At 58.2% G+C, this 21,877-nt stretch carries 18 protein-coding genes; 8 read left to right on the plus strand and 10 right to left on the minus strand.

Annotation, left to right across the window (positions count from 1 at the left end):
• Positions 1–152: 152 nt before the first annotated feature.
• From QO002_RS30125 to QO002_RS30140, 4 genes are all read right to left on the minus strand, one after another.
• Positions 153–3,161 carry a PAS domain-containing protein gene (locus tag QO002_RS30125; RefSeq protein ID WP_307237234.1) on the minus strand — a complete coding sequence of 1,003 codons (3,009 nt, stop codon included), beginning with the start codon at positions 3,159–3,161 and terminating at the stop codon, positions 153–155.
• A 161-nt stretch (positions 3,162–3,322) separates the two neighbouring features.
• Positions 3,323–3,697: a response regulator gene (locus QO002_RS30130; RefSeq protein ID WP_307237299.1), complete on the minus strand. Its 375-nt coding sequence runs from the start codon at positions 3,695–3,697 to the stop codon at positions 3,323–3,325.
• Entirely contained in the window at positions 3,697–6,354 is a 2,658-nt protein-coding gene (locus QO002_RS30135; RefSeq protein WP_307237237.1) for a PAS domain-containing sensor histidine kinase, read from the minus strand. The genes QO002_RS30130 and QO002_RS30135 overlap by 1 nt, the downstream gene beginning before the upstream one ends.
• Before the next feature lie 126 nt (positions 6,355–6,480).
• Positions 6,481–7,149: a VOC family protein gene (locus tag QO002_RS30140; protein WP_307237241.1), complete on the minus strand. Its 669-nt coding sequence runs from the start codon at positions 7,147–7,149 to the stop codon at positions 6,481–6,483.
• Between the two features lie 292 nt (positions 7,150–7,441).
• Between QO002_RS30140 and QO002_RS30145 the strand changes: the two genes are divergently transcribed.
• From QO002_RS30145 to QO002_RS30165, 5 genes are all read left to right on the plus strand, one after another.
• Entirely contained in the window at positions 7,442–8,374 is a 933-nt protein-coding gene (locus QO002_RS30145; protein WP_307237302.1) for a LysR family transcriptional regulator, read from the plus strand.
• Positions 8,375–8,765: 391 nt separating this feature from the next.
• On the plus strand, positions 8,766–10,052 hold the full coding sequence (locus tag QO002_RS30150) for an epoxide hydrolase family protein (RefSeq protein WP_307237244.1): 1,287 nt from the start codon (positions 8,766–8,768) through the stop codon (positions 10,050–10,052).
• A gap of 37 nt (positions 10,053–10,089) precedes the next feature.
• On the plus strand, positions 10,090–10,899 hold the full coding sequence (locus QO002_RS30155; RefSeq protein WP_307237247.1) for an SDR family NAD(P)-dependent oxidoreductase: 810 nt from the start codon (positions 10,090–10,092) through the stop codon (positions 10,897–10,899).
• The gene (locus QO002_RS30160; protein ID WP_370878632.1) at positions 10,899–11,966 is read left to right on the plus strand and encodes a D-cysteine desulfhydrase family protein; all 1,068 of its coding nucleotides are present in this window, start codon (positions 10,899–10,901) and stop codon (positions 11,964–11,966) included. Before QO002_RS30155 ends, QO002_RS30160 begins: the two co-directional genes overlap by 1 nt.
• Positions 11,967–12,014: 48 nt before the next feature.
• Positions 12,015–12,608, plus strand: a complete 594-nt coding sequence (locus QO002_RS30165) for an NADPH-dependent FMN reductase (protein WP_307237252.1) — start codon at positions 12,015–12,017, stop codon at positions 12,606–12,608.
• Between the two features lie 52 nt (positions 12,609–12,660).
• Here the strand turns inward: QO002_RS30165 and QO002_RS30170 are convergent, their stop codons facing one another.
• The 6 genes from QO002_RS30170 to QO002_RS30195 all read right to left on the minus strand — a co-directional run bounded on the left by QO002_RS30170 (position 12,661) and on the right by QO002_RS30195 (position 17,906).
• The gene (locus tag QO002_RS30170; protein ID WP_307237308.1) at positions 12,661–14,190 is read right to left on the minus strand and encodes an aldehyde dehydrogenase (NADP(+)); all 1,530 of its coding nucleotides are present in this window, start codon (positions 14,188–14,190) and stop codon (positions 12,661–12,663) included.
• A 207-nt stretch (positions 14,191–14,397) separates the two neighbouring features.
• A complete protein-coding gene (locus QO002_RS30175; protein WP_307237255.1) occupies positions 14,398–15,033 on the minus strand; it encodes a cysteine hydrolase family protein in 636 nt (211 codons plus the stop codon).
• 19 nt (positions 15,034–15,052) lie between these two features.
• Positions 15,053–15,601, minus strand: coding sequence for a hypothetical protein (locus tag QO002_RS30180; protein WP_307237258.1), 549 nt, complete (start codon positions 15,599–15,601; stop codon positions 15,053–15,055).
• 87 nt (positions 15,602–15,688) lie between these two features.
• On the minus strand, positions 15,689–16,678 hold the full coding sequence (locus tag QO002_RS30185; RefSeq protein ID WP_307237262.1) for an enoyl-CoA hydratase/isomerase family protein: 990 nt from the start codon (positions 16,676–16,678) through the stop codon (positions 15,689–15,691).
• A gap of 38 nt (positions 16,679–16,716) precedes the next feature.
• Positions 16,717–17,187: a RidA family protein gene (locus QO002_RS30190; RefSeq protein WP_307237265.1), complete on the minus strand. Its 471-nt coding sequence runs from the start codon at positions 17,185–17,187 to the stop codon at positions 16,717–16,719.
• A complete protein-coding gene (locus tag QO002_RS30195) occupies positions 17,181–17,906 on the minus strand; it encodes an SDR family NAD(P)-dependent oxidoreductase (RefSeq protein ID WP_307237268.1) in 726 nt (241 codons plus the stop codon). Before QO002_RS30195 ends, QO002_RS30190 begins: the two co-directional genes overlap by 7 nt.
• Positions 17,907–18,193: 287 nt before the next feature.
• Here QO002_RS30195 and QO002_RS30200 point away from each other — a divergent pair, with 287 nt between their 5' ends.
• From QO002_RS30200 to QO002_RS30210, 3 genes are all read left to right on the plus strand, one after another.
• Complete coding sequence (locus QO002_RS30200) at positions 18,194–19,282, plus strand: NAD(P)H-dependent flavin oxidoreductase (RefSeq protein WP_307237272.1); 1,089 nt, start codon at positions 18,194–18,196, stop codon at positions 19,280–19,282.
• A gap of 157 nt (positions 19,283–19,439) precedes the next feature.
• Positions 19,440–20,645, plus strand: a complete 1,206-nt coding sequence (locus QO002_RS30205; RefSeq protein WP_307237275.1) for a YbfB/YjiJ family MFS transporter — start codon at positions 19,440–19,442, stop codon at positions 20,643–20,645.
• A 315-nt stretch (positions 20,646–20,960) separates the two neighbouring features.
• Complete coding sequence (locus tag QO002_RS30210) at positions 20,961–21,272, plus strand: transposase (protein ID WP_307237310.1); 312 nt, start codon at positions 20,961–20,963, stop codon at positions 21,270–21,272.
• Positions 21,273–21,877: the final 605 nt, after the last annotated feature.

The following is a 21,877-nucleotide window of genomic DNA, read 5'->3' on the forward strand; positions in this document are numbered from 1 at the left end:
GAAGAAAGGTCGCACCGAAGGAGACCCGCAACTATTGCACCAAGGTATGGTCGATACCTTTGTATTGGACAGCGTTTTATCGCAGCCATAATCGATCGCGGCGGTCTCGCACGTCATCTCGAGACGGCAGCCGGCATGCGGGGTGTGAACCATCAAGCTGTAGCTGCTGCAAATCCTCTTTCCTCGGTCGAAGCCCTCGGCACGGAGAAGCTCATGGTGACGCCCGGACCGTCATTGGGCCGAGCCCACATCCTTCCACCATGACTTTCGATAATGGAACGACAAACTGACAGCCCGATTCCCATGCCATCGTTCTTCGTGGTGTAGAACGCCTCGAAAATTCGCGAACCTTCATCTAAGTCGAAACCGACCCCGTTGTCGCTGACTGCGACACTCACTTGACCACCGTCGTCAATGCTAGTTCGAATCTCGACAAATCTCAGGCGATCTTTTACCCCGGAGACAGCATCTATGGCATTCCGGAGCAAGTTAATGATCACTTGCTGAAGTTGGACTCGGTCGCCGTTGATTGGAGGTAGGGCATGGGTGAAGGAGGTTCGTACAGAAACGCCGTTGCGCCTCTGATCTCCCTCCGATAGTGCGACCACCTCACTCACCGCATCGTTGATGTCAATGTCTTCAAACGCTATGATGCGCTTACTGAACAACGCCCTTAGCCTTGTGATGACTTCAGCAGCCCGGTTGCCATCCCTTATCGTTCGCCGCGCTGTCTCAAGGGCTGTTTCAATATCAGGTGGGTCCGCTGAGAGCATTCGCAGACACGTGCTTGCATTTGTAATGATACCTGAAAGGGGCTGGTTGACCTCATGCGCGATCGCCGCCGACATTTGCCCTAGACTTAGGATACCGGTCAACCGTGCAAGTTCCGTGCGCAACTGATCGCGCGCTTCCTCCGTCAAGCGTCTTTGTGTCACATCCTGGATTGCCCCGAGGCACTCCCGTTGTCCGTTCTGGTGATGAATTACTTCGCCGATGACGCGAACGTGCTTTATATTGCCTTTTCGACCCACGACGCGGACCTCATACTCGGACTCCCCATCGCCGTCGCGTACCGCACCGATTTTCTCGGCAAATAGAGCGGCGTCGTCCGGGTGGATCCGCTCACCTATTTGCTCGAATGTTACGACGTCATCCTTTTCAAATTCGAGTATTCGTAGCCATTCATCGGACAGTACAAGTTCATCTGTATTGATGTGCCAGGAGAAGGTTCCCGTACTGATTAGCCGCTGACCCGCGACCAGCAGGGCCTGGCTTCGTCGAAGTTCATCTTCGGCCTTCTTGCGATCGTCAATGTCAGTCAGTAGCCCGTACCAGCGAACAATGTTGTCTTCGGCATCACGAAGTGGCTGCCCGCGAACCTGGAACCAGCGAAAAACTCCGTCGTGGCGGCGGTAGCGGCTTTGGTAGTCGTAGGGCTCGCCGCTTTTGAGCGACCCCATGAATTTGTCAACGTTGATTTGAACGTCGTCAGGATGGGTTATTCCATTCGTCGACCAGTCTTGCACCTCCTCCAGCGAAGTCCCGAAGTAGTCCAGAAGTTGTTGATTGCTGCCGTCAAGCGTTCCATCAGGTTGCGCGAGAATTATCATGCCCGGTACCATATTGACTATATGGCGGAATTCCCTCTCGCTGTTTGCCAACGCCACCTCGGCCTGCTTGCGATCCTCGATATCGTTTAAAAGGAAGTACCATCGCACCGCCACTCCATCGTGGTTCAACAGGGGACTTCCCCGAAGCTGGAACCAACGATACGCGCCGTCATTGCGGCGAAGCCTTTCTACTATCTCGTAAGATTGGCCAGAGGCGGCCGCCTCGGCGAACCTGGCCACGCCCCGGTCGCGATCTTCCGGATGTATTATGTTGTTGGTTTGCCATTTTTGGTGTTCATGAAAATCGTAGCCGAAATATCGCAAGGACTGGTCGTTCACGCTCTCCACAGACCCGTCAGGTCGGAGCACAATGATCAGGCCGGGGATTGAATTGACGATCAACTGAAGCTCGGCTTGACTTGCGCGCAGCGCCGCGACGGCCCCCCGCTGGTCGTCGATATCGGTCAAGAGGCCGTACCAGCGAGCAATTTCCCCGTCACTACCCCGTACCGGATGGCCGCGGATTTGGAACCAGCGGTAAACACCATCGTGGCGACGGAATCGGGTTTCAAATTCGTAAGGATCACCTGTTTGAAGCGAGCTTGTGAAGGTCTCGACACAATGTTGCAGATCCTCAGGGTGGGTCATCCCGTTAGTAGTCCAGTTCGCGACTTCCTCAAGGGGCTGCTGGAAGTAGTCGAGAAGCCGTTGGTTGCCGCCGTTCAACTTGCCGTCGGGCGTGAAGAGCGCGACCATCCCCGCTATGGTGCCGACGATCAAGCGAGCTTCCCGTTCGCTGTCCGCCAGCGCAACCTCGGTACGCTTCCGGTCATGGATGTCGATCAGCAGATGGAGCCAGCGCTGTATGTTGCCAGCTGCATCTCGCAGGGGAAGACCTAGGACATTGTGCCACCGATACACGCCATCCGCGCGCAGATGCCGGCTTTCGACGTTGTACGAGTTGCCGGCCATGTGAGCGGCGAGCTGAGCCTCGACAGTCTCCTTCAGATCGTCTGGATGGACCACCTCTGACGCCTTCCACTGCTTCAGTTCCGAGAGGCTGAGTCCAAAATAAGATAGTGTGAGTTGGTTCAGTCCCTCCACCTCACCGGTCGGAGTCGTCACGGCAACGGGCAGGGGAATGCTGTCGACGACGAGCTGGAAGTCTAGTGCGGCACGTGGCTGCTCCCGCTCCCGAACGACAAATTCAATATCGGTCGCGATGCCGCACCACTTCTCAATGGTGCCCGACACGCTTCGCAACGGGGTCCACTGGACGACAAAATGTCGAAAGTCGCCGACGTTGTTTCTAAGGCGCACCTCGATGGGCTCGGTCGTCTCTGCGGCGCGAACGCTTTGCAGATGCACGGTGAGCGCACCTAGGTCGGCTGGGTGCACTGCATCGAGCCAGTTCCAAGTTTGGCGCGACGTGAGGTGAAATCCAGTGTATTCTTCCCAGCTACGATTGACGAACTCTACTTGGTCGTCCGCTCGCACAGTCAAAACTATGCTCGGCAGCGAGCCGAAGAACTGGTCGACATCAATCTCCATCGCCACCCCGAAGTTTATATTTTCGCGAAAGACTGTAGGATATTGCGTCGCACAGCGCTACTGGTTCGTAATCATCTTTTGAATGGTCGGATCTGCCCGGTTCCCGAACCGCTCCTTGAACATTCTTGAGATGCGGCGCGCAAAGGAAGGCTTTCTATTGCTCAGTCTATCAACGACGCGAGTCGCAATGCATCCTGAAGTTCGTCGTCACTGAAGGGCTTAAATAGGCACTCCGCTGCTCCGTCCCGCATCAACCCCGTTCTAACCTTTTGGTCCCGAATCGCCGTGATAAAAACGATTGGAATCCGCCGTCCTCTTCGCGCTATTTCCTTCTGCAGCTCAGGTCCCGTCATGCCGGGCATTGCGACGTCGAGGATCATCCCATCGCTGGAACCTAACGCGCTTGAATTCAAAAACGCCTCCGCAGAAGCGAATGCTTCCACGGATAGACCGAAAGTCCGCAGAAGGTCTGGGAGAGCCTCGCGTACGGATTCGTCGTCATCGACAACAGAGACGTGTTTTATGCGGATTGCCATCATTTCCTCATTGTGTCGTCGGTCTTTTCTAAGCCCGACATTCCTCCACTTTCCAAGTCCGACCCTAGGGAGATCGGGACCGAAAATCCTATTGTGACACCGTGATGCTTGTTTCGCTCGGCCCACAGCCGGCCGTTGTGGTTTTTTATGATGGACTCACTTACCGAGAGTCCGATGCCCATGCCCTCGGGCTTCGTCGTATAGAATGCATCAAAAATCCGGTCACTCCCCTGCGGGCCAAACCCCACGCCCGAATCTTCGATGGATAGCTTGATCTCGCCATTGTTTGAATCGGTCTTCAGCACAATTCGTCTGGGGCGGTCTCCGACAGCCAAAAGCGCCTCAATAGAGTTGCGGAGGAGGTTCATTACGACCTGTTGTAGCTGCACGCGAGCGCCCGTCATGCGAGGCAGATCGGTAGCGAAGTCGGTCGTCAAGATCACTTTTGAACTCTGCAGGTCGCTGGACATCAGGGCGATTACTTCGCCGGAGATCTCGTTTAGATCCACGTCTTCGACGCTCGGCGGTTTCCGGCTGAAGAGATCCCAAAGCCGCGATATTACATCGGCGGCGCGGTTCGCGTCGCGGATCATGCGCCGCGCCGTGTCCTTTGCGACGTCGATGTTTGGAGGATCCGAGGTTAGAACGCGCAGGCATGTGCTTGCGTTGGTGACCAATCCTGCGAGCGGTTGGTTCACTTCGTGAGCGATGGATGCCGTCAGTACGCCCAGGCTTGTGACGCGTGTGACATAGGATAGATCGGACCGCGCCTGATTTAGCGCCTCTTCCGCCTTCCGGCTTTCGGTGATGTCCTGCACGGCGCCGATCAGTTCCGGATCGCCGTCCTTGTTCCTCTCACTGTGCGCGAGCACTCGAACATATTTTAGCGACTGGTCGGGGGTGTTCAGTAAGATTTCGTAGTCAAAGTCGCCGCGCCCTTCATTGGCCCTATCGATCACTTGCTGCACTGTCGACAAGCTTTCGGGGAGGAGCCGTGATAAGACCGTGCCGAGTGTCACCGGAGTGGCCGGATCAACTTCGAAAATGCGATAGGTCTCCGCCGACCATGTGACTTCATTGGTGCCGAGGTTCAGCAAAAAGCTTCCGGTCTTGCTGAGGCGCTGGGCGTCCGTTAAAAACGCCTCGTTGCGGCGAAGCTTTTCTTCCGCTCGCTTTCGGTCGTCGATATCTGTCAAAAGTCCGTACCAGCGGACAATCTCGCCCTCGGAAGTGCGCAGGGGAAGTCCTCTGAGCTGGAACCATCTCCAAGTGCCGTCATGGCGTAAAAAGCGGGTCTCGTAGTCATACGGTTCTCCCGTGACCATTGATCCCATAAAGCTGTCGATGCACGTCTGCAGATCATCTGGATGGGTAATTCCGTTGCTCGACCAGTCGTTTAGTTCGGACAGTGGACGCTCGAAATAATCGAGGATTTGGCGATTTCCGTCGATCAACTGTGCATCGGGCGAAAAGATCGCAATCATTCCTGCAATGCCATCAACGATCAAGCGCGATTCGCGCTCACGCTCCGCCAGCGCTTGTTCGGCGCGCTTCCGGTCTTCAATGTCGATATTAGTTCCATACCATTTGGTGATCTTCCCATCATCGCCGAGTAGGGGGGTCGCACGAAATAAGAACCACCTATATTCGCCATCCGATCCACGCATCCTTGCCTCGAAATCCGCAGGGTCGCCTGATACGAGACTGGTGTTCCAAGCTTTCTCCAGACGACCGGCATCCTGTGGGTGAAGGATGGCTGTCCAGGCGGAGCCCTCGGCCTGTTCAGCAGTGAAACCTGCATACTCAAGCCATCGCTCGTTCACGAAGTCGCAGTACCCGTCAGGTCGGCTAGTCCAAACGGCGAGCGGCATTCCATCGATGATTTTTCGGAGCTCCAATTCATTGGATTTTAGTGCATCCTCAGCTCGCCGCCGATCCTCGACATCAATGTGAAGGGCGTACCATCGTGCGACGCCGCCCTTTTCGTTTTCCAGGGGGTAACCGATAATTTGGAACCAGCGGAACCTGCCGTCTGAACGCCGAAGCCGCACCTCGGCTTCGTAGGCTGTTCCCGTGCCGACCGCCAATTTCACTGCTTCCATCAACCGCGGGAGGTCATCAGGATGGACCACGTCGCTGCTGCCCCACTGGCGCAGTTCATCGAGCGTCCTACCGTAGTATTGGAGGAGGTGGCCGTTGATCGTGTCTACGTTGCCGTTGGCATCGAGGACGCCGATGCCTGCGGGGATGCTTTCCAGGATTGCGTGGGTTTCGCGGTTTATCGGTGGTAGTGTGTCTCTATGAGGAGCTTGCCACGCGTTGCCCGCACATTCAGAAGCGACGCCATACCACTTCACAACCCGATCATTCTCAACCAGCGGATTGCATTGAAGACGCAGGCCCTGAGATCCAGACTCAGAGTGCATGATCGGCAAGGTGAGTTCGAACGGCTCGCTTCCAGACACAAGCGAGTTCCAGCGTTGTATCAGGGCTCGCGTGTCTGCCGACGAGGCGGCAATCGGCCAACTCGTGGCCGGTTCGGAAAGGCCAAGAAACTCGACCATGCCCTTGTTCATGAAAGCGATGCTGCCGCTGGGGACGGCAGTAAACACCATTCCCGGTATTGTTTCCAGAACCCGAACGAGTTCCACGTCCATAGTTTCCCTTTCGCAGACTCCCCAAGGGGCATCCTGAGATTTAAGGAACTTCCCGTATATTATCCAATGGTATTGGGTGGGTCTTGTCACCAATGTGAAGGGAGGGGCAAACGCGTCAACTGACCGTCAGGTTGGAAGTCTTCCGCCTGACTGTTCCGCAGTAAGGTACTCCGCATACCAGTCTGGCCAATTCTCATCATGGTTTCCGCCGGTTCGTTTTTCATGCTCTCCATGAGCTGCGGCGACGCGTCGAAGTGCGCTGGCGAGATCTCGCATTGAAGCGAATGTCACACCGTTCTGATCGATCCGTCCCGGCAGTCTAGTCGTCACTTCCTGAAGGAGCCACCCATTTCCGTCCGGATCGCTGAACGAAGCGAACGACCCATAGCTCGTGCGCGATGGATGGGGACCGGCCAGCCTGCCTTCGGTGCCTCCACGGTGAAAGAGACCACCTGAGTCATGGAAAACCCCGCTAATTTCGGCGCCTCGCGAGCCAAGCGCCGCATGAGCCAGGTCGATATCGGACACGATGAGATGAAGTCCCTGTGCCGAACCGGGTTCCGCGACAGTGACCTTTGAACCAAAAATCACCGAGCAGTGGGATCCTGGCGGGGTCACCTGCACGACTCGAAAGCCGTCCTGTCCGGGAACGTCCGCGTCCAACCGCCATCCCAACCCTGTGTAGAAGGACTTGGCGCGATCCACATCGGATACGGGAATGACCACGACTTCAAGCTTCGTGTCGATTTCGTGCAACGAATTGGCGGTTCGTCTTACTGGCTCTTGAAAGGTCATCGGGCTCTCCTTCGCTCAAATTCGTCCGGCTGTCACTGCGGCAAGGCAACGGTGCCCTGTGGTCAGACAAGTGTCCATTGTGCAAAGGTATCGCTTCGCTTTTGGGGATACGATTATGCAATTGCACCCTACAGAGTGAGCGGTCTGTTCCGCCGCGCCCGTTGGAGACGCTGCGGGGCGGTGGCGTCGCGGTCGTCTGCCTCCCTGCATATTGGTCTCGGTCGCAACCTCAATGTTCTATTGCGCCATGTCCAATGCTGTGAAGATATTCGCGCAGCATAAGGAGTGGATGATGGATCGTATCGATGCAATGAAAGTCTTCGTCACAGCCGTCGAGGAAGGTAGCCTCGCCGGCGCAGCGCGCAGGCTGAAACGGTCACCCACGGCGATCAGCCGAGCCCTCGGCCTGCTTGAGCAGCATGTTGGCGTCGAACTGCTCCACCGGACAACCCGGAGTCTGAAGCTAAGTGAAGCAGGGCAGCGGTATGTCGGAGCATGCCGGAGAGTGCTCATCGATCTGGAGGAGGCCGACATGATCGCCGGTTCCGAACAATCGTCTCCTAAAGGGACGCTGACGATCTCAGCACCACCCATTTTGGGCGAAGAGGTGCTGCGGCCGATCCTCGACAGCTTCCTCCGCGAGCATGCCAACGTCTCCGTGCGGCTACTGATGCTAGATCGCTTCGTTAATCTGGTGGACGAGGGCGTCGACGTCGCCCTTCGCATTGGCAATCTTACGGACTCGACGCACATCTCCATGCGTATAGGCGGCGATGTGCGCCGCGTCGTGGTAGCTGCGCCGCAGTATCTCGAACATCACTCTGCAATTAACGAGCCTTCGGATCTTTCTCGACACGATCTCATCGCCTTCTCGAATTTCGGTTTGGAATCTTGGAGCTTTGCACCTGTCAAAGATGCCTCCATTCCTCGAACCGTCCATTTTTCGCCTAGGTATCTCGTCAATAGCGTGCGCGCTGCCGCGGCTTCGGCCGCAGAGGGGATGGGCGTGACCAGATTGTATTCCTATCACGTGGCTAATTATGTTCGCGATGGTCGCTTGAAGATCGTCCTTTCGCACGCGGAGCCACCTGCTCTGCCCGTCCATATTCTCACACCTCACGGTCGTGCATCCGTTCCGAAGGTCCGGGCATTCATAGACTTTGCAGTTCCGCGTCTTCGATCCGAACTTGGTCGCATAGCTGCGGAGGCGGGTACTCTAATCTGACTATCCCGAAGTGCGGTTGAGTGAATGCCGAAAAATGACAATTCTCACTTCTGCCGAAGACGTCTAACCAAAGGGACAGGCGCTTCGGAGATAGGCGTCGGACGTGACTACGATCTCAGGCTTCATGTCGAAATGACTGCGGTATGCAGGCGTCGGCGTTTTGCAGTCGTGGGTAGTCGTTTCCGATATCTTTTTTTGTATGAGCCCGGGCAACCCGCCACGTTCGGACGATCATCCGTTGTGTACGTTGCCGTGCATCGTACGAAGTATCGCATCGTCAGCAAGCGGCTCACCAATCCATAGGTATCGCCAATACCTTCGGACAATAGCGTCGCGGCCGTTGCCGGACGACCCTTCGACATCCCAACCACCTCATTTAACGGAGGATGTCATGTCAGCAGAAGTTGAAACGAGACCAGCACTTTCGCCAACAAGGCGCGAGTTGGTTGCAGCCACCGTGGCAACCGCCGCCCTCAGCATTCTCCCCAAGCTCGTCAGAGCGGCGACGGGAGGCGATGCAATCCGTCCGTTCAAGTGCGCGATCCCGCAGAAGGAGGTCGATGAGCTTCGACGACGCGTTCGAGCCACCCGGTGGCCCGGCAAGGAGACGGTTGCCGACCGCTCGCAAGGCGCTCAGCTTCAAAAGCTGAAACCGCTCGTCGAGTACTGGGGCAGGGAATATGACTGGAGGAGGGGAGAGAAGAAGCTGAATGCGCACGCGCAGTTTCTGACCCGGATCGATGGTCTCGACATCCATTTCATTCATGTGAAATCCAAGCATGAAGGCGCCCTACCGCTGATCATGACTCATGGTTGGCCGGGGTCGGTGCTTGAGCTCGTCAAAACGATCGGACCGCTCACTGATCCGACCGCACATGGCGGTTCCGCCGATGACGCGTTTCACGTCGTCATCCCGTCAATGCCGGGCTACGGGTTTTCTGAAGTTCCAAGCGAGGTGGGGTGGGGGCCGGACCGCATCGGCCGGGCCTGGCACGCCCCGATGAAACGGCTCGGCTACGGCCGCTATGTCGCGCAGGGCGGTGACTGGGGCGCCGTCGTATCCGACAAGATGGCGGCTCAGGCGCCCGATGGTCTGCTTGGCATTCATACGAACATGCCGGCGACTGTTCCTCCGGAGATCGCGAGGGCGCTTGCCGACGGCGAACCTGCTCCGGCGGGACTTTCTGCGGACGAGAGGGCCGCCTACGAGCAGATGAACGCACTCTATACCAAGGGCGCTGGCTATGCGTTGATGATGGTCACAAGGCCTCAGACTCTTGGGTATGCGTTGACGGACTCGCCCGTGGGTCTTGCCGCTTGGTACTACGACAAATTCGCTGACTGGACATACAGCGGAGGCGATCCGGAGATGTCCCTGACCAAGGACGAGATGCTCGACGACATCTCCCTGTACTGGTTCACGGGAACAGCCACTTCCGGGGCACGCCTCTACTGGGAAAACAACGCCAACAACTTCAACGCCGTCGACATCAAGATTCCCGCGGCGATCACCGTGTTCCCCGGCGAGATCTATCAGGCGCCCAGGAGCTGGGCCGAGAAGGCCTACCACAACCTCGTCTACTACAACAAAGTCGACAAGGGCGGCCACTTCGCCGCGTGGGAACAGCCGGACCTCTTCACATCCGAACTGCGGGCGGCATTCAGGACGCTACGCTAACGACCCGCTCTTTTTCACTCCAGCAAGGACAACTTCCATGACGAACTTTCCTAAGGGCACGGCCCTCATCACCGGCGCTTCGTCCGGCATCGGAGCACTCTACGCAGACAAGCTGGCGCGACGCGGCTACGACCTCATACTCGTTGCGAGAAGCCAGGATTCGCTAACAAGGGTGGCGAAGGACATCGCGCAAGCGACGGGTCGCATCGTGAAAACCGTTCGGGCGGATCTCGGCGAAAGAGACGACCTGTTGAAGGTCGAGGGAATCCTTCGCAGCGACTCGTCGATCACGATGCTGGTTAACAATGCCGGCGTCGGAGCGGTCGAGCCTCTTTTGATGTCCGACGTCGAGGCGATGGAGCGAATGATCAAGTTGAACGTCACGGCCCTGACCCGTCTCGTATATGCCGTCGCGCCCTCGTTCGTAGCACGCGAGCACGGCACGATCGTCAACATGGCGTCGGCACTGGGCATCGCGCCCGAGATCCTGAACGGCGTCTACGGCGCTACAAAGGCGTTCGTCATCGCCTTGACGTTCTCTCTACAGAAAGAGCTGGCAGAAAAGAACATTCGCATCCAAGCCGTGCTTCCAGGGGCCGTTGAGACCCCGTTCTGGGAAGCGTCCGGCGGGTCTCTCGCTCGCTTGCCGGATCAGATCGTCATGAAGGCGGAGGATGCGGTCGAGGCGGCGCTCGCCGGTCTCGACATGGGCGAGCTAATTACACTTCCTTCCGTACCCGACATTGATGACTGGAACGCTTACGAAGCGGCACGGCAGAAGCTGATGCCGAATCTATCACGCAATGCCCCAGCGCCTAGGTATCGAACCGCGGCGCTGGCATCTTGATGGTCGTCATGGCCAGATTTTCGAAAGAGAGGTCAAGGGTGCTCGACAGTGATCTACTGACCCGGTTTCCGCGCGTCCGCCTGATGAATGGGCCGACACCGATCCAGCGGTTGAGCCGCCTGGAGGAAGTGTTCGGGCCTAGACTAAAGAGCGTCTCGATCTGGGCGAAACGAGACGATCTCATGGAACTAGGCGGCGGCGGCAATAAGCTCCGCAAGCTCGAGTTCCTGATCGGGTATGCCAAATCCGAAGGGTGCGATACTGTCATAGCGATAGGCGGAGTTCAGTCCAACTTCGCTCGCCTCGCAGCCGCTGCCTGCGCCAGGACCGGGCTTGCCTGCGAACTGGTTCTTGCGCAAATGGTCCCGCGGGAAAGCGAGATCTACCAGGGAAACGGCAACGTTCTCCTTGATCAGTTGTTCGGCGCACATCTCCACGTGCTCTCGAAGGGTGACGATGCGGCCGGGTTCGCGGCCCGCCGGGCGTCCGAGATCGCGATGTCCGGGGGAAAGGCGTTCGTCGCGGTTCTCGGCGGGTCGACCCCTGTCGGATGTTTAGGCTACGTCGACTGCGCCTTCGAGATCTCGGCGCAGTCGACCGAAATGGGTTTGGAGTTCGACCACCTGGTCCTTCCCAACGGAAGCGGCGGAATGCACGCCGGTCTCGTGGCTGGCATGGTTGTCGGCGGTAGGGACCTGTCCGGGATTAGAGCGCACACCGTTCTGTCGCCGGCTGACGCATGCGTCGTCGCCACTGTCGACAAGGTCAACTCCGTGCTCCATCTCCTGTCGAGCGGCGAACGGGTCGAGCCGAAGGACTTAACGATCAGCGGTGGCCAGCTCGGTGGCGGTTACGGAATCCCGACTCCGGAGATGGTCGAGGCGGTCAAGATCGTCGGCCGATCGGAGGGCCTTCTTCTCGATCCGGTCTACGGAGGAAAGGCATTCGCCGGTCTGCTTTCCGACATCGAAAGCGAAGTCATCACGCCAGGATCAAATGTCCTGTTTCTGATGACCGGAGGTTCACCTGGGCTCTATGCGTACGCGGACGCCCTGAACAGTAACTGACCCCCGGCAAGGGGGCCGCCAACAGTCACCAACCCAATGAGGACAATCATGGCTTCGAAACCGAAAATCGCTATTATCATAGGCTCGACCCGACCCACTCGCTTTGCCGACAAGCCAGCACAGTGGATACTTAAGCAGGCACAGGCGCGCACCGACATCGAGGTCGAGGTGGTAGATCTTCGTGACCATCCCCTGCCGTTCTTCGACGAAGTGGCCTCCAATGCGTACGCACCCAGCCAGAGCGCCGAAGCCGTGCGGTGGCAGACGACCGTTGGCAAGTATGACGGCTACATTTTCGTCGTCGCGGAATACAATCGCTCGATCACGGGCGTCCTGAAGAACGCGCTCGACCAAGCCTACACCGAATGGGGCCGCAAGCCATTCACGGCGATCGCCTACGGAAGCGCCGGAGGATCGCGCGCACTGGAACACCTCCGCGGAATCGGCGTCGAACTACAGATGGTTTCGACGCACGCGGCCGTCCATATCGGCGGCAGCGATTTCTTCACTGTGTTTTCGATGGGCGGCAACAAGCCGATCGAGGACATCGAAGCGGGATTGCTCCCGTCGGCAAAGACCGCGCTCGACGAACTCGTCTGGTGGGCGAAGGCGACGATGGCCGCCAAGGCCGCCGAAGTGTGAGCCGACAATAAGACGGCGTCGTGGCGGCTTTCGCCGCCACGATGCCTCAACGTTATGACCTTCTAAGCGCCTCCGGCAGTAGATCTGCCGGGAAGTCCTGGTAAGATACGGGACGGAGGAAGCGATAGATCGCCAATGTGCCGACAGACGTCGACCTTCCGTCCGATGTGGCCGGATAGGGGCCGCCATGGACCATCGCCGGGGAGACCTCCACGCCCGTTCCGAAACCGTTGACTAGAAGCCGGCCGGCGAGAAGCTCCAACTGCGGGATCATCTGCGAGGCGGCAACGAAGTCCTTGGCGTCCGCGTGCAGCCCGATAGTCAACTGACCTTCCAAGGATTCGACGACCCTGCGCAACTCCTCGCTGTTTTCGCAGCGAACGATCAGCCCAGCCGCGCCGAAGACCTCTTCCTGAAGCTCGGGGTTCGCAAGGAATGCAGCCGCCGTTGTTTCGAAAAGCGCTGCCGCGGCCTGATGGGGCGTTCCTCCCTTGCCCGCAGAGACCTGCGAGACCGCCGATGCCGCCGACAACCTTGCCACGCCCTTGCGATAGGCCTCGCAGATGCCGCCAGTCAGCATGGTCTGGGCGGGCGCTTCCGCTAACGCTGTTGCCGCGCCCTCGATGAAGGCGTCGAGGCCCGCATCGTCGATAGCGATGATCAGACCCGGATTGGTGCAGAACTGGCCAGCCCCGAGGGTCAGCGAAGCCGCGAAAGATTTCCCGATCTCCGCTCCCCGGTCCAGCAGTGCATTTGGGTAGAGGATGACGGGGTTGATGCTGCTCATTTCGGCATAGACGGGTATCGGCTGCTTCCGCTCGGATGCGATCTTCATCAACGCCGTGCCGCCACGGCGCGAGCCGGTGAAGCCGACCGCGCGTACCCGGTGGTCGGCCACCAGAGTCTGGCCGACCTCGAACCCTGCGTCGAACAAAAGCGCAAAAATCCCTGGCGGGAGCCCGCATGCGGCGACCGCGTCGACGACGGCCCTGCCAACCAGTGCAGAGGTTCCGGGATGGGCCGAGTGCGCCTTGACGATGACCGGGCAGCCGGCGGCAAGGGCGGAGGCAGTGTCGCCGCCAGCGACGGAGAAGGCCAATGGAAAGTTTGACGCTCCGAATACCGCAACAGGGCCGAGAGCTACGTTTCGGAGCCGAAGGTCAGGCTTCGCGGCGGGCTTGCGGTCTGGGTCGGCCGGGTCGAAACGAAGTTCCCGGAAATTCCCGTCGCGGACTTCCTTCGCGAAGAGTCTAAGCTGCCCGACGGTTCTGGCACGCTCTCCTTCGATGCGACCGCGGGGTAACCCCGTCTCGTCGATCGCTCGCAGGACGAGTTCGTCGCCAAGAGCCAGTATTCCTTCCGCGATAGCTTCTAGGAACTGGGCTCTATCCTCGAGCGAGGTTTCCTTGAAGACCAGGAAGGCGTGCCAAGCCAATATCGTGGCTTTTTCAACCTGCTCCCTGGTGGCGCCCGCGAAGCTCGGTTTCATGGGACTGCCGTTGGCGGGATTGATCGCAGAAAATGTTGCGGCCGCGCCGCGCACGTTCGAGCCGCCGATAAGGAGGTCGCCGGAGAGTGTCATCATGAATCCTTTCGAAACGAAGAGCCGATACCGTCCTTCAGTCGTGGGGGAGGCGCGAGGCGAACCGTCGGCGTTGGCTGTTGAACTCAAATAGGTGCGGGCGAGGCGCATGCCAACCCTCGGCATGCAAATAGTATTACTTTTGAAATGGGGTACATCCGGCGAGCTTAATGCCCGCCGGATGTACGTGGCCCGCAAGATGGAAGCTTACGCCGCCTGAGTGAGGGCGATCGCCTCCACGGTTTCCCTGGTATCTACGATAGCGCTGGCATAGCTTGGCAGATTGACCTCCAGCGCCGCATGCATCATTTCCGGGGAGTAGTCGGCGACCGCATCCTTCACGACTGTGACATCGTAACCGAGTTCGGCGGCGTACCGGACGGTGGCTTCTATGCAGGTGTGGGCCACTAGCCCGATCACGATCACACGCTGGATGCCGTGCCGCTTGAGCTCGAGATCGAGATCGGTGTTGGCGAAGCCGCTCGAGCACCAGTGCTCCGATGCGACAACCTCGCCAGCCACGGGCACGAATTCGGCGCGGAACTCGCCGCCCCATGTCCCGAATTCGAAGCTCTTGCGGTGCCAGGCCGCGCGCTGGATCGGCGCCACGAACTTCCAGTTTTCGTAGTCGCCCGCACGATAGCGGTGGTGCATCGCAAAGAAGACCCGGAGCTTGGCTTTGCGTGCGGCGGTCAGCACTTCGAGCATGTGAGGAACGCAGTTGTTGGCCTCGGCAACCTCCTTGATCCGGGGCCAGATCTTGCCGCCCTCTGAGATGAAGTCGTTGTAGGGGTCGACTACCAGCAGGCCGGTGTTGCTCCGATCGAAGGATAGTTCTGTCATGATGCTCTCCTTCGACGGTTCAGGCCGCCTTCGTGGCGGAGTTCCTGAGCGCTGCGCGCTCGATGCTCGCCGCGAACAGCGGCGTCTCGCCCTTGTTGTGGGCGATGGACATCGGCTGTCGCTGCGTGCGGAAGAGTTCAAACGGGATGCCCTGGCGATCGAGAAAGGCCATCATCTCGTCCGTCGCGTAGGATTGGACGCGGTTCGTGAATTCGCAGCGGTTCGTATCGAGCTTTTTCACGCTCAGTTCCCAAGTGACGTGGATAGTGATCCGGCCGTTCGGCGTGAAGACGTCGGAATCGGAGTCGAGGATGAGGTGATTCTTTTCGCCGAGGGTCTCGTGGTAATGCTGGACCATCAGGCTGCCGCCGATTGTCTCGACGTTGATCGACATCCGCGTGCCATCGGCCGCTGTAGTAAAGCCCGCGGCTATGTGGGCGGGCGAGCATCCCTGGTATTCCTTTTCGGAGAGAGTAAAGCACCATGTCGGAATATCGATCTTCTCGATCGGCGCGTTGATGATGGCCGAAAAGCTGGAATCGACGATTTGGTTTTCGAGAGTGTGCATGGAATTTCTCCATCGTGGGTTGGGTGCGTGGAAGAATGTTTGATGCCTGCCCGATCTACCGTGTCATTGGGCGGGCACCATCTCGGCCTAGTCCTCGGCCAGAGTCTCCGTGTAGTGTCCGAGCCTGGCTTCGATGTCGGGATCCTTCTGCAGGCCCATCTCCATCAGGCGCCCGATGTTCTTCTGCGCGGCCGGACGTTGCACCGACGTGATGAAGGCATCCCAGCCAGCCGCGATCTCGGGATCGCTCGGAAGGCTCGCGAAGTCGACCAAGCGTTTCGTGTCAGCGATTGCCTGGCGGTCGAAGCCGGAGATCCGCGTCGCGAGAGCGTCTACGAACGGATCAAGCTTGTCGTCGTCGAAAGAGCGATTGACGTAACCGTACTCCTCCGCGAGATCGCCATTGATGTCGTCCGAGCCGAGAAGGACTTCGAGCGCGCGGCCGCGCCCCATGAGCCTCGGCAGACGCGCCATTGGTCCGCCGCCTGGGACAAGCGCGGCGCCTACTTCCCACTGGGACAGAATGGCATGCTGGCGACTTGCGAAGCGCATGTCGCTGGCGAGAGCGAGTTCGCTACCGACCCCTGTCGCCCGCCCGCGGATAAGCGCGATTGAGACCACGGGGGATTTGCTGATGCGAACCAGCATGTCGGGGAGTGGGTGAAGCCCGGTCGGACCCGAGGGAAGCCCGGTAGATTCGGCAAGTGGCGGCGTAAAGTTGTAGTGAGTGAGAAAGAAGCCCGGTACAGCGCTATCGAAGACGACAACTCTGAGATCGGGATCGGCTTCGATCGCTGCGACCACCTTTTCCATCTGGGGGATCGTTTCCGGTCCGAAAATGTTGAACGGCGGATTGTCGAAGGTGACACGCCAATAAGAAGGCGTCCGCTTCTCCACTTTGATCAGGGTCTGCTCGTGGCCAGGCTGGGCTTCTGCCGCCCGCGAGCCACCTACCTTTCCGGCAGCCTTTATTTCAGTGGAAACGGCGAGTGCCGGCACCAAGAGTAAAACCACAGCGGTGAGCAACTTTACAGACTTGCCGACGGTGTCGGCCAAATTCGGGAGTCTGAAGTTCATAACTGCCTCCATATTGAGTTCGCAATTGAAAGGATTCACTAGGGTTCGATCTCGAGGACGAGTTCGATTTCGACAGGCATTCCAAGCGGAATACTGGAAACGCCAAGAACGATTCGGGGGGCGAGACGGTCAGGGCCAAAAATCGACAGCAGCAATTCAGACGCACCATCTGCGACCTTGGGGTGCTCAAGGAAGTCAACTGGTGCGGCGATATAGACGCCGAGCTTTACGATCGTCCGAATGCTATTCAGCGAGCCCAAGTGTGAACGTGCTGCAGCCAAGCCGCTCAAGCATGCTGCACGGGCGGCGTCGTACCCTTCGGCCACGGAGAGGTCGCGACCAACCAGTCCAGTGCAAAGAGGTACATGGTCGACCACCGGTAACATGCCACTTAGGAATAGCAGCGTTCCGCTCTGCACGGCCTCGACGTACGCGCCGAATGGCGTCGGCGGCGACGGAAGGGTGATCGCCAGCTCCGCTAGGCGTGTCTCCGCGTTCAGGGCTACCATTTTCCCAGATGCGCCCCGTTGTCAACATGGAGCACCTCCCCAGTAATATTGGAGGACTCGGTCAGATACACGACGCCGTCCACAATCTCTTGCACGGCGGTGATCGTGCCCATCGGTGACAATGTCTTCAGAAAATCCTTCGGGTTCTTCGCATGGAGAGGAGTGTCGACGACGCCAGGCGAGACCGCGTTCACCCTGATGTTGTCCGCGGCGAACTCTAGCGCCAAGCTCTTTGTGATGGCGTTGAGGCCGCCCTTTGTGATCATTGGGACGGATGCAGTAACTTGCTTGATCGGGTGATCCGTCAGGGAGGATGTAATTGTCACTATACTGCCGCCGGACCTCTGTCGAAGCATTTGCTGGATGGCGTGCTTGGTAAAGTGGATGAATCCTTCCACGTTCGTTGCGGACAGCCGCCGGAAGTCGTCCACTGTGTACTCGAGGAAAGGCTTCGTGACGAAAATTCCGGCGTTGTTTACGAGCGCGTCGACCGATCCAAACTGTTCGAGGGCCCGCTGGGTGACACGTTCTGCCGTATCCGGATCTGCGACGTCTCCGTCGATCAACTCAATTCTACGCGCACGGTTGAACAGGCTGGTTTCAGTGATGCGTCTGGAAGTGCCTACTACGTTCCACCCTTTATCGAGAAAGGACTTCACGAGTCCGGCGCCAATACCCTGTGAAGCCCCAGTGATCACTACTGTCTTGTGCACGCTCATCCTAGAAACCTCCGTTGCAAAGCCGAGGCACGCCACCGAATCCTAGGCAGCGCCCTTATCGTTCGCGAACTCTTTGAAGCCGATCGTCGACCGGGGAGCGGTGGCCATGTTTTCCCGACCGCTCTGAGGGGAACTTGGCGCCAATTGGCAGGACCACGCTATTGTACGATGGTGTCCCCGATACTTTAGGCGCACTCCGGAAACGCTAGGACACCATGGTCCAATAGACCCCTCCGAGGGCCAGCGATAAGACGTTTGGACAAGCTTCAAGATATCAGGAGACGTCAATGACGCGTTGGACCGACCGCCGCATACTTGACCTTTTTGGCATCGAATTGCCGATTGTCCAGGCACCGATGGCAGGCGCGACAACAGTCGACATGGTTGTCGCAGCATCGAATGCCGGGGGTCTCGGATCTTTGCCCAGCGCCCAGCTAAGCGTCGAGCAGCTCCGAGATGCTTTGCATCTGATTAGGACCGCTACGTATAAACCGATAAACGTGAACTTCTTCTCGCACGTACCCCCCCACGATGACGCAGCCGTGCAGCTTCGCTGGCGGGCAATACTCGCCCCTTACTTCTTCGAAATGGGACTAGATCCTTCCACTCCGACGTCTGGAAGGGCGCGCGCGCCGTTCGACGAATTATTTTGCGAGGTTGTCGAGGAGTTCAAACCGAATGTGGTGAGCTTCCACTTCGGCCTCCCTGAGATTTCGCTCGTTAATCGAGTCAAGGCGACCGGCGCAAAGGTCATTTCGTCAGCAACCACTGTCGAGGAAGCGTTGTGGCTTGAGGTCAACGGCGTCGACGCAATTATCGCCATGGGATTTGAGGCCGGAGGTCACCGCGGCAATTTTCTGATGGATGACATGTCCACGCAGGTCGGCACAATGGCACTGGTTCCACAGATCGTCGATACAGTCAAAGTACCGGTCATAGCGGCAGGCGGGATTTCGGATGGGCGCGGTATGGCAGCGGCACTAATGCTGGGTGCGTCGGCCGTTCAGATCGGCACCGCTTATCTCTTTTGCCCCGAGGCTAAGATCCCCGCGGTGCATGCGGCGGCGCTCGACAGCGCGGGAGACGACAGCACAGCCATCACCAATGTGTTTACCGGGCGGCCCGCTCGCGGCGTCATAAACCGCATTATGCGTGAACTCGGCCCAATTTCCAAAAGCGTACCGCCTTTTCCCACAGCCGCGGCTGCACTCGGAGCTATCCGGGCGAAAGCTGAAGCAAGCGGTCGTGATGACTTCACCAACTTGTGGTCTGGGCAGGCGGCTCGACTGGCCGCGCGTCTACCGGCCGGAGAACTTACCAGGAGACTTCTCGACGAAGCGCTGGCGGTCTTGGACAACCGTACCGGCCGATCGTGAATACCTACATTTGGCGGCGCACAGTCGTCCTAAAAGTTGGCATACTGGATCGATCCCACGCTTTCCATATCAGTGGCAGGGACTTGGCGATGTTTGCCTGATTGAGGTTTCCGGCGTCACGGGCAGCCGCGCTGTTGTCCGAACTTGAGGTTCACGGATGTCCAACCATGCCAGGAAAGAAATTGTAGTTGTAGTTGCCGGATCGGCTTCCCTTGCCATCGCAATGGGCGTCGGAAGGTTCGCGTTCACACCGATCCTGCCTATGATGGTGCACGATGGCGTTCTCGACCTGGATGTCGCGGGCGACTTAGCGACGGCAAACTATCTCGGATACCTCCTAGGAGCCCTTGTCGCAATGTTGATACCGAAGAAGTGGGACCAAACTGCGGTGATTAAATTGGCTCTCATCCTAACGGTTGTTTTCACTGGACTAATGGCGTTGCCCATCCCGTCCACTTGGATCGCGCTAAGGTTTCTTGCCGGTGTCGCTTCGGCCGTGGGTTTCGTGTTTACGTCGGGTTGGGCGCTGGCAGAATTATCCGGGGCTGCCGGCTCTATGGCTAGTGCGATCTACACGGGACCTGGAGCGGGCATTGCGTTGTCGGGTATCGCTGCTACCATTTTGAGCGTCGCTGGGTTCACCGCACAGTGGAGTTGGGTGACGTTTGCAGTGATGTCCGCGGCGGTCAGCGCTCTTATTTGGAGAGTTTTCGCGACCAATGAGAAACCCGTTGACGCATACTACGTAGGAACCTCAAGAGTTTCGTCGGGAAGAGTTCCGCGAAGCGAAATGCCGTTGTTCGCTGTCGCATATGGGCTAGCAGGCTTCGGCTATATTGTCACCGCAACCTACTTACCCGTCATAGCTAAGAATGCACTACCGGCATCTCCGTTGCTTACCATTTTCTGGCCGTTGTTTGGGGCGGCTGGTGTGGCAGGGTCTCTTTTTGCTGCACGGCTCAAGAAGAACGCGGACGCACGGCTATACCTCGTCGCCTCTTACCTGGTGCAAGCCTTAGGGGTTACCATTTCAGTTCTGTGGCAAGACGTCGTTGGCCTTGCCCTGAGTAGTATCCTTGTGGGCGTGCCGTTCACCGCGATATCCTTTTTCGCCATGAATGAAGTTAGAAGGATTCGCACGAGCCATCACGCGCGCTATATGGGGTTGTTGACCGCAATGTTCGCTATTGGACAGATCATCGGGCCACCTGTGGTCACTATAATCCTGCGGCGTGAAGCGAGCATCGATGAAGGCTTTGCGTTCGCCCTTGGAATCGCCAGCATCGCTCTTGTCATCGGAGCAGCCATATTCGTCGCAATGATCGTATTGTTTCCCGCCGAGACGAAGCGCAGCAAGGTCTGATGCAGGTCTAAGCTTGACTTTGTACAAAATCCCTTTGGAGTTTCAGGTTTGCGGCGGCGGCGCTGATCTTCTGCGCACTGGTAGCGTTGCGCGCGCGGCAATCTCATTTTGAGGCATTTTGAGCGGGGTGAATCAATTCGCCGCAGTCTCCCCTGACTTGCCTGTTTCGCGTGACCGGATTCGAACCGGTGGTTAACCGATCATAATGAGAACTGCGTCGGGTCGGGTGATCCTGTTCAGCACATCCTTCGCCAGTGGCTGTCGTCGTTTCCCCTGGTTCACGGCACCCAGTTGGGAGCATCTGCTATCCTGGTGATGGGCGCGATCCTGTCTCCAGGCAAACGAACAGTGACGTCCTGTTTGCGGATCACCGGCCGCGCCGAGGCTGGCAATTTTTCCCTCTACCATCAACTCCTTAATCGCGCGCGTTGGAACCCACGCACGCTGGCTTCGCGGCTGCTATCGGTCGTTGTCGTCAGCCTCGTACTCGACAGGCCCACTGTGATCGGCATGGATGACACCATCGAACGCCGCTGGGGACCAAAGATTGCCGCCCGTGGCTTTTATCGAGATCCGGTGCGCTCCAGCACGGACACTTCGTCAAAGCTAGCGGTTTGCGCTAGTTGAGCTTCATGGTTCTTGCCCCGGTCCCATGGGCCAAACGCATCAATGCCGAACCGGTCTTGACGCTTTTAGTCCCCTCGGAGCGCTACAATAAAAAAAGGGACGAAGGCACAAACTGCTGACGGATTGGGCAAGACAGGGTGTGATGCAGCTTTGCCGCTGGCTGCCTGGACGCGATCTCATCTATGTTGGCGCCAGCAGTTTTGCTATCCACACATTGGCTGCAGCACTGCCCGACAGGGCTACCCTCATCACACGCCTGCGTCTGGACGCCAGTCTGTTAGCCCCGCCAGATCCGCGATATGAACACATGCTAAGGCGGCCCGCACAAAAAGGTATGCCCTTACCCAAGCTGAAGGCAGTACTCAACAATCCCAAGACCGTCTGGCAACGCGTCATCGCGTCAACCTGGTATGGCAGGCAAACCGATAAACACCTTGATATCACGACAGGCACTGGCTTGTGGTATCGGCGGGAACCCCGCCAAGGCCAAATCGCTGGGTCCTGGTTCGAGACCCGACTGGCCGCCGCAAACCGCAGGCGTTTATGAGCACCAATACCGAGCTTGAGCCGACCCAGATCATCGCCTACTTCGTGCGGCGCTGGTA

It is taken from the genome of Pararhizobium capsulatum DSM 1112 (assembly GCF_030814475.1).
Classification (GTDB): Bacteria; Pseudomonadota; Alphaproteobacteria; order Rhizobiales; family Rhizobiaceae; genus Pararhizobium; species Pararhizobium capsulatum.

What these genes read in the sequence shown, in the direction of transcription:
- QO002_RS30125 (WP_307237234.1), bottom strand. Translation starts at nt 3,161, where the DNA reads ATGGAGATTGATGTCGACCAGTTCTTCGGCTCGCTGCCGAGCATAGTT.
- QO002_RS30130 (WP_307237299.1), bottom strand. Translation starts at nt 3,697, where the DNA reads ATGGCAATCCGCATAAAACACGTCTCTGTTGTCGATGACGACGAATCC.
- QO002_RS30135 (WP_307237237.1), bottom strand. Translation starts at nt 6,354, where the DNA reads ATGGACGTGGAACTCGTTCGGGTTCTGGAAACAATACCGGGAATGGTG.
- QO002_RS30140 (WP_307237241.1), bottom strand. Translation starts at nt 7,149, where the DNA reads ATGACCTTTCAAGAGCCAGTAAGACGAACCGCCAATTCGTTGCACGAA.
- QO002_RS30145 (WP_307237302.1), top strand. Translation starts at nt 7,442, where the DNA reads ATGGATCGTATCGATGCAATGAAAGTCTTCGTCACAGCCGTCGAGGAA.
- QO002_RS30150 (WP_307237244.1), top strand. Translation starts at nt 8,766, where the DNA reads ATGTCAGCAGAAGTTGAAACGAGACCAGCACTTTCGCCAACAAGGCGC.
- QO002_RS30155 (WP_307237247.1), top strand. Translation starts at nt 10,090, where the DNA reads ATGACGAACTTTCCTAAGGGCACGGCCCTCATCACCGGCGCTTCGTCC.
- QO002_RS30160 (WP_370878632.1), top strand. Translation starts at nt 10,899, where the DNA reads ATGGTCGTCATGGCCAGATTTTCGAAAGAGAGGTCAAGGGTGCTCGAC.
- QO002_RS30165 (WP_307237252.1), top strand. Translation starts at nt 12,015, where the DNA reads ATGGCTTCGAAACCGAAAATCGCTATTATCATAGGCTCGACCCGACCC.
- QO002_RS30170 (WP_307237308.1), bottom strand. Translation starts at nt 14,190, where the DNA reads ATGACACTCTCCGGCGACCTCCTTATCGGCGGCTCGAACGTGCGCGGC.
- QO002_RS30175 (WP_307237255.1), bottom strand. Translation starts at nt 15,033, where the DNA reads ATGACAGAACTATCCTTCGATCGGAGCAACACCGGCCTGCTGGTAGTC.
- QO002_RS30180 (WP_307237258.1), bottom strand. Translation starts at nt 15,601, where the DNA reads ATGCACACTCTCGAAAACCAAATCGTCGATTCCAGCTTTTCGGCCATC.
- QO002_RS30185 (WP_307237262.1), bottom strand. Translation starts at nt 16,678, where the DNA reads ATGAACTTCAGACTCCCGAATTTGGCCGACACCGTCGGCAAGTCTGTA.
- QO002_RS30190 (WP_307237265.1), bottom strand. Translation starts at nt 17,187, where the DNA reads ATGGTAGCCCTGAACGCGGAGACACGCCTAGCGGAGCTGGCGATCACC.
- QO002_RS30195 (WP_307237268.1), bottom strand. Translation starts at nt 17,906, where the DNA reads ATGAGCGTGCACAAGACAGTAGTGATCACTGGGGCTTCACAGGGTATT.
- QO002_RS30200 (WP_307237272.1), top strand. Translation starts at nt 18,194, where the DNA reads ATGACGCGTTGGACCGACCGCCGCATACTTGACCTTTTTGGCATCGAA.
- QO002_RS30205 (WP_307237275.1), top strand. Translation starts at nt 19,440, where the DNA reads ATGTCCAACCATGCCAGGAAAGAAATTGTAGTTGTAGTTGCCGGATCG.
- QO002_RS30210 (WP_307237310.1), top strand. Translation starts at nt 20,961, where the DNA reads ATGGGCGCGATCCTGTCTCCAGGCAAACGAACAGTGACGTCCTGTTTG.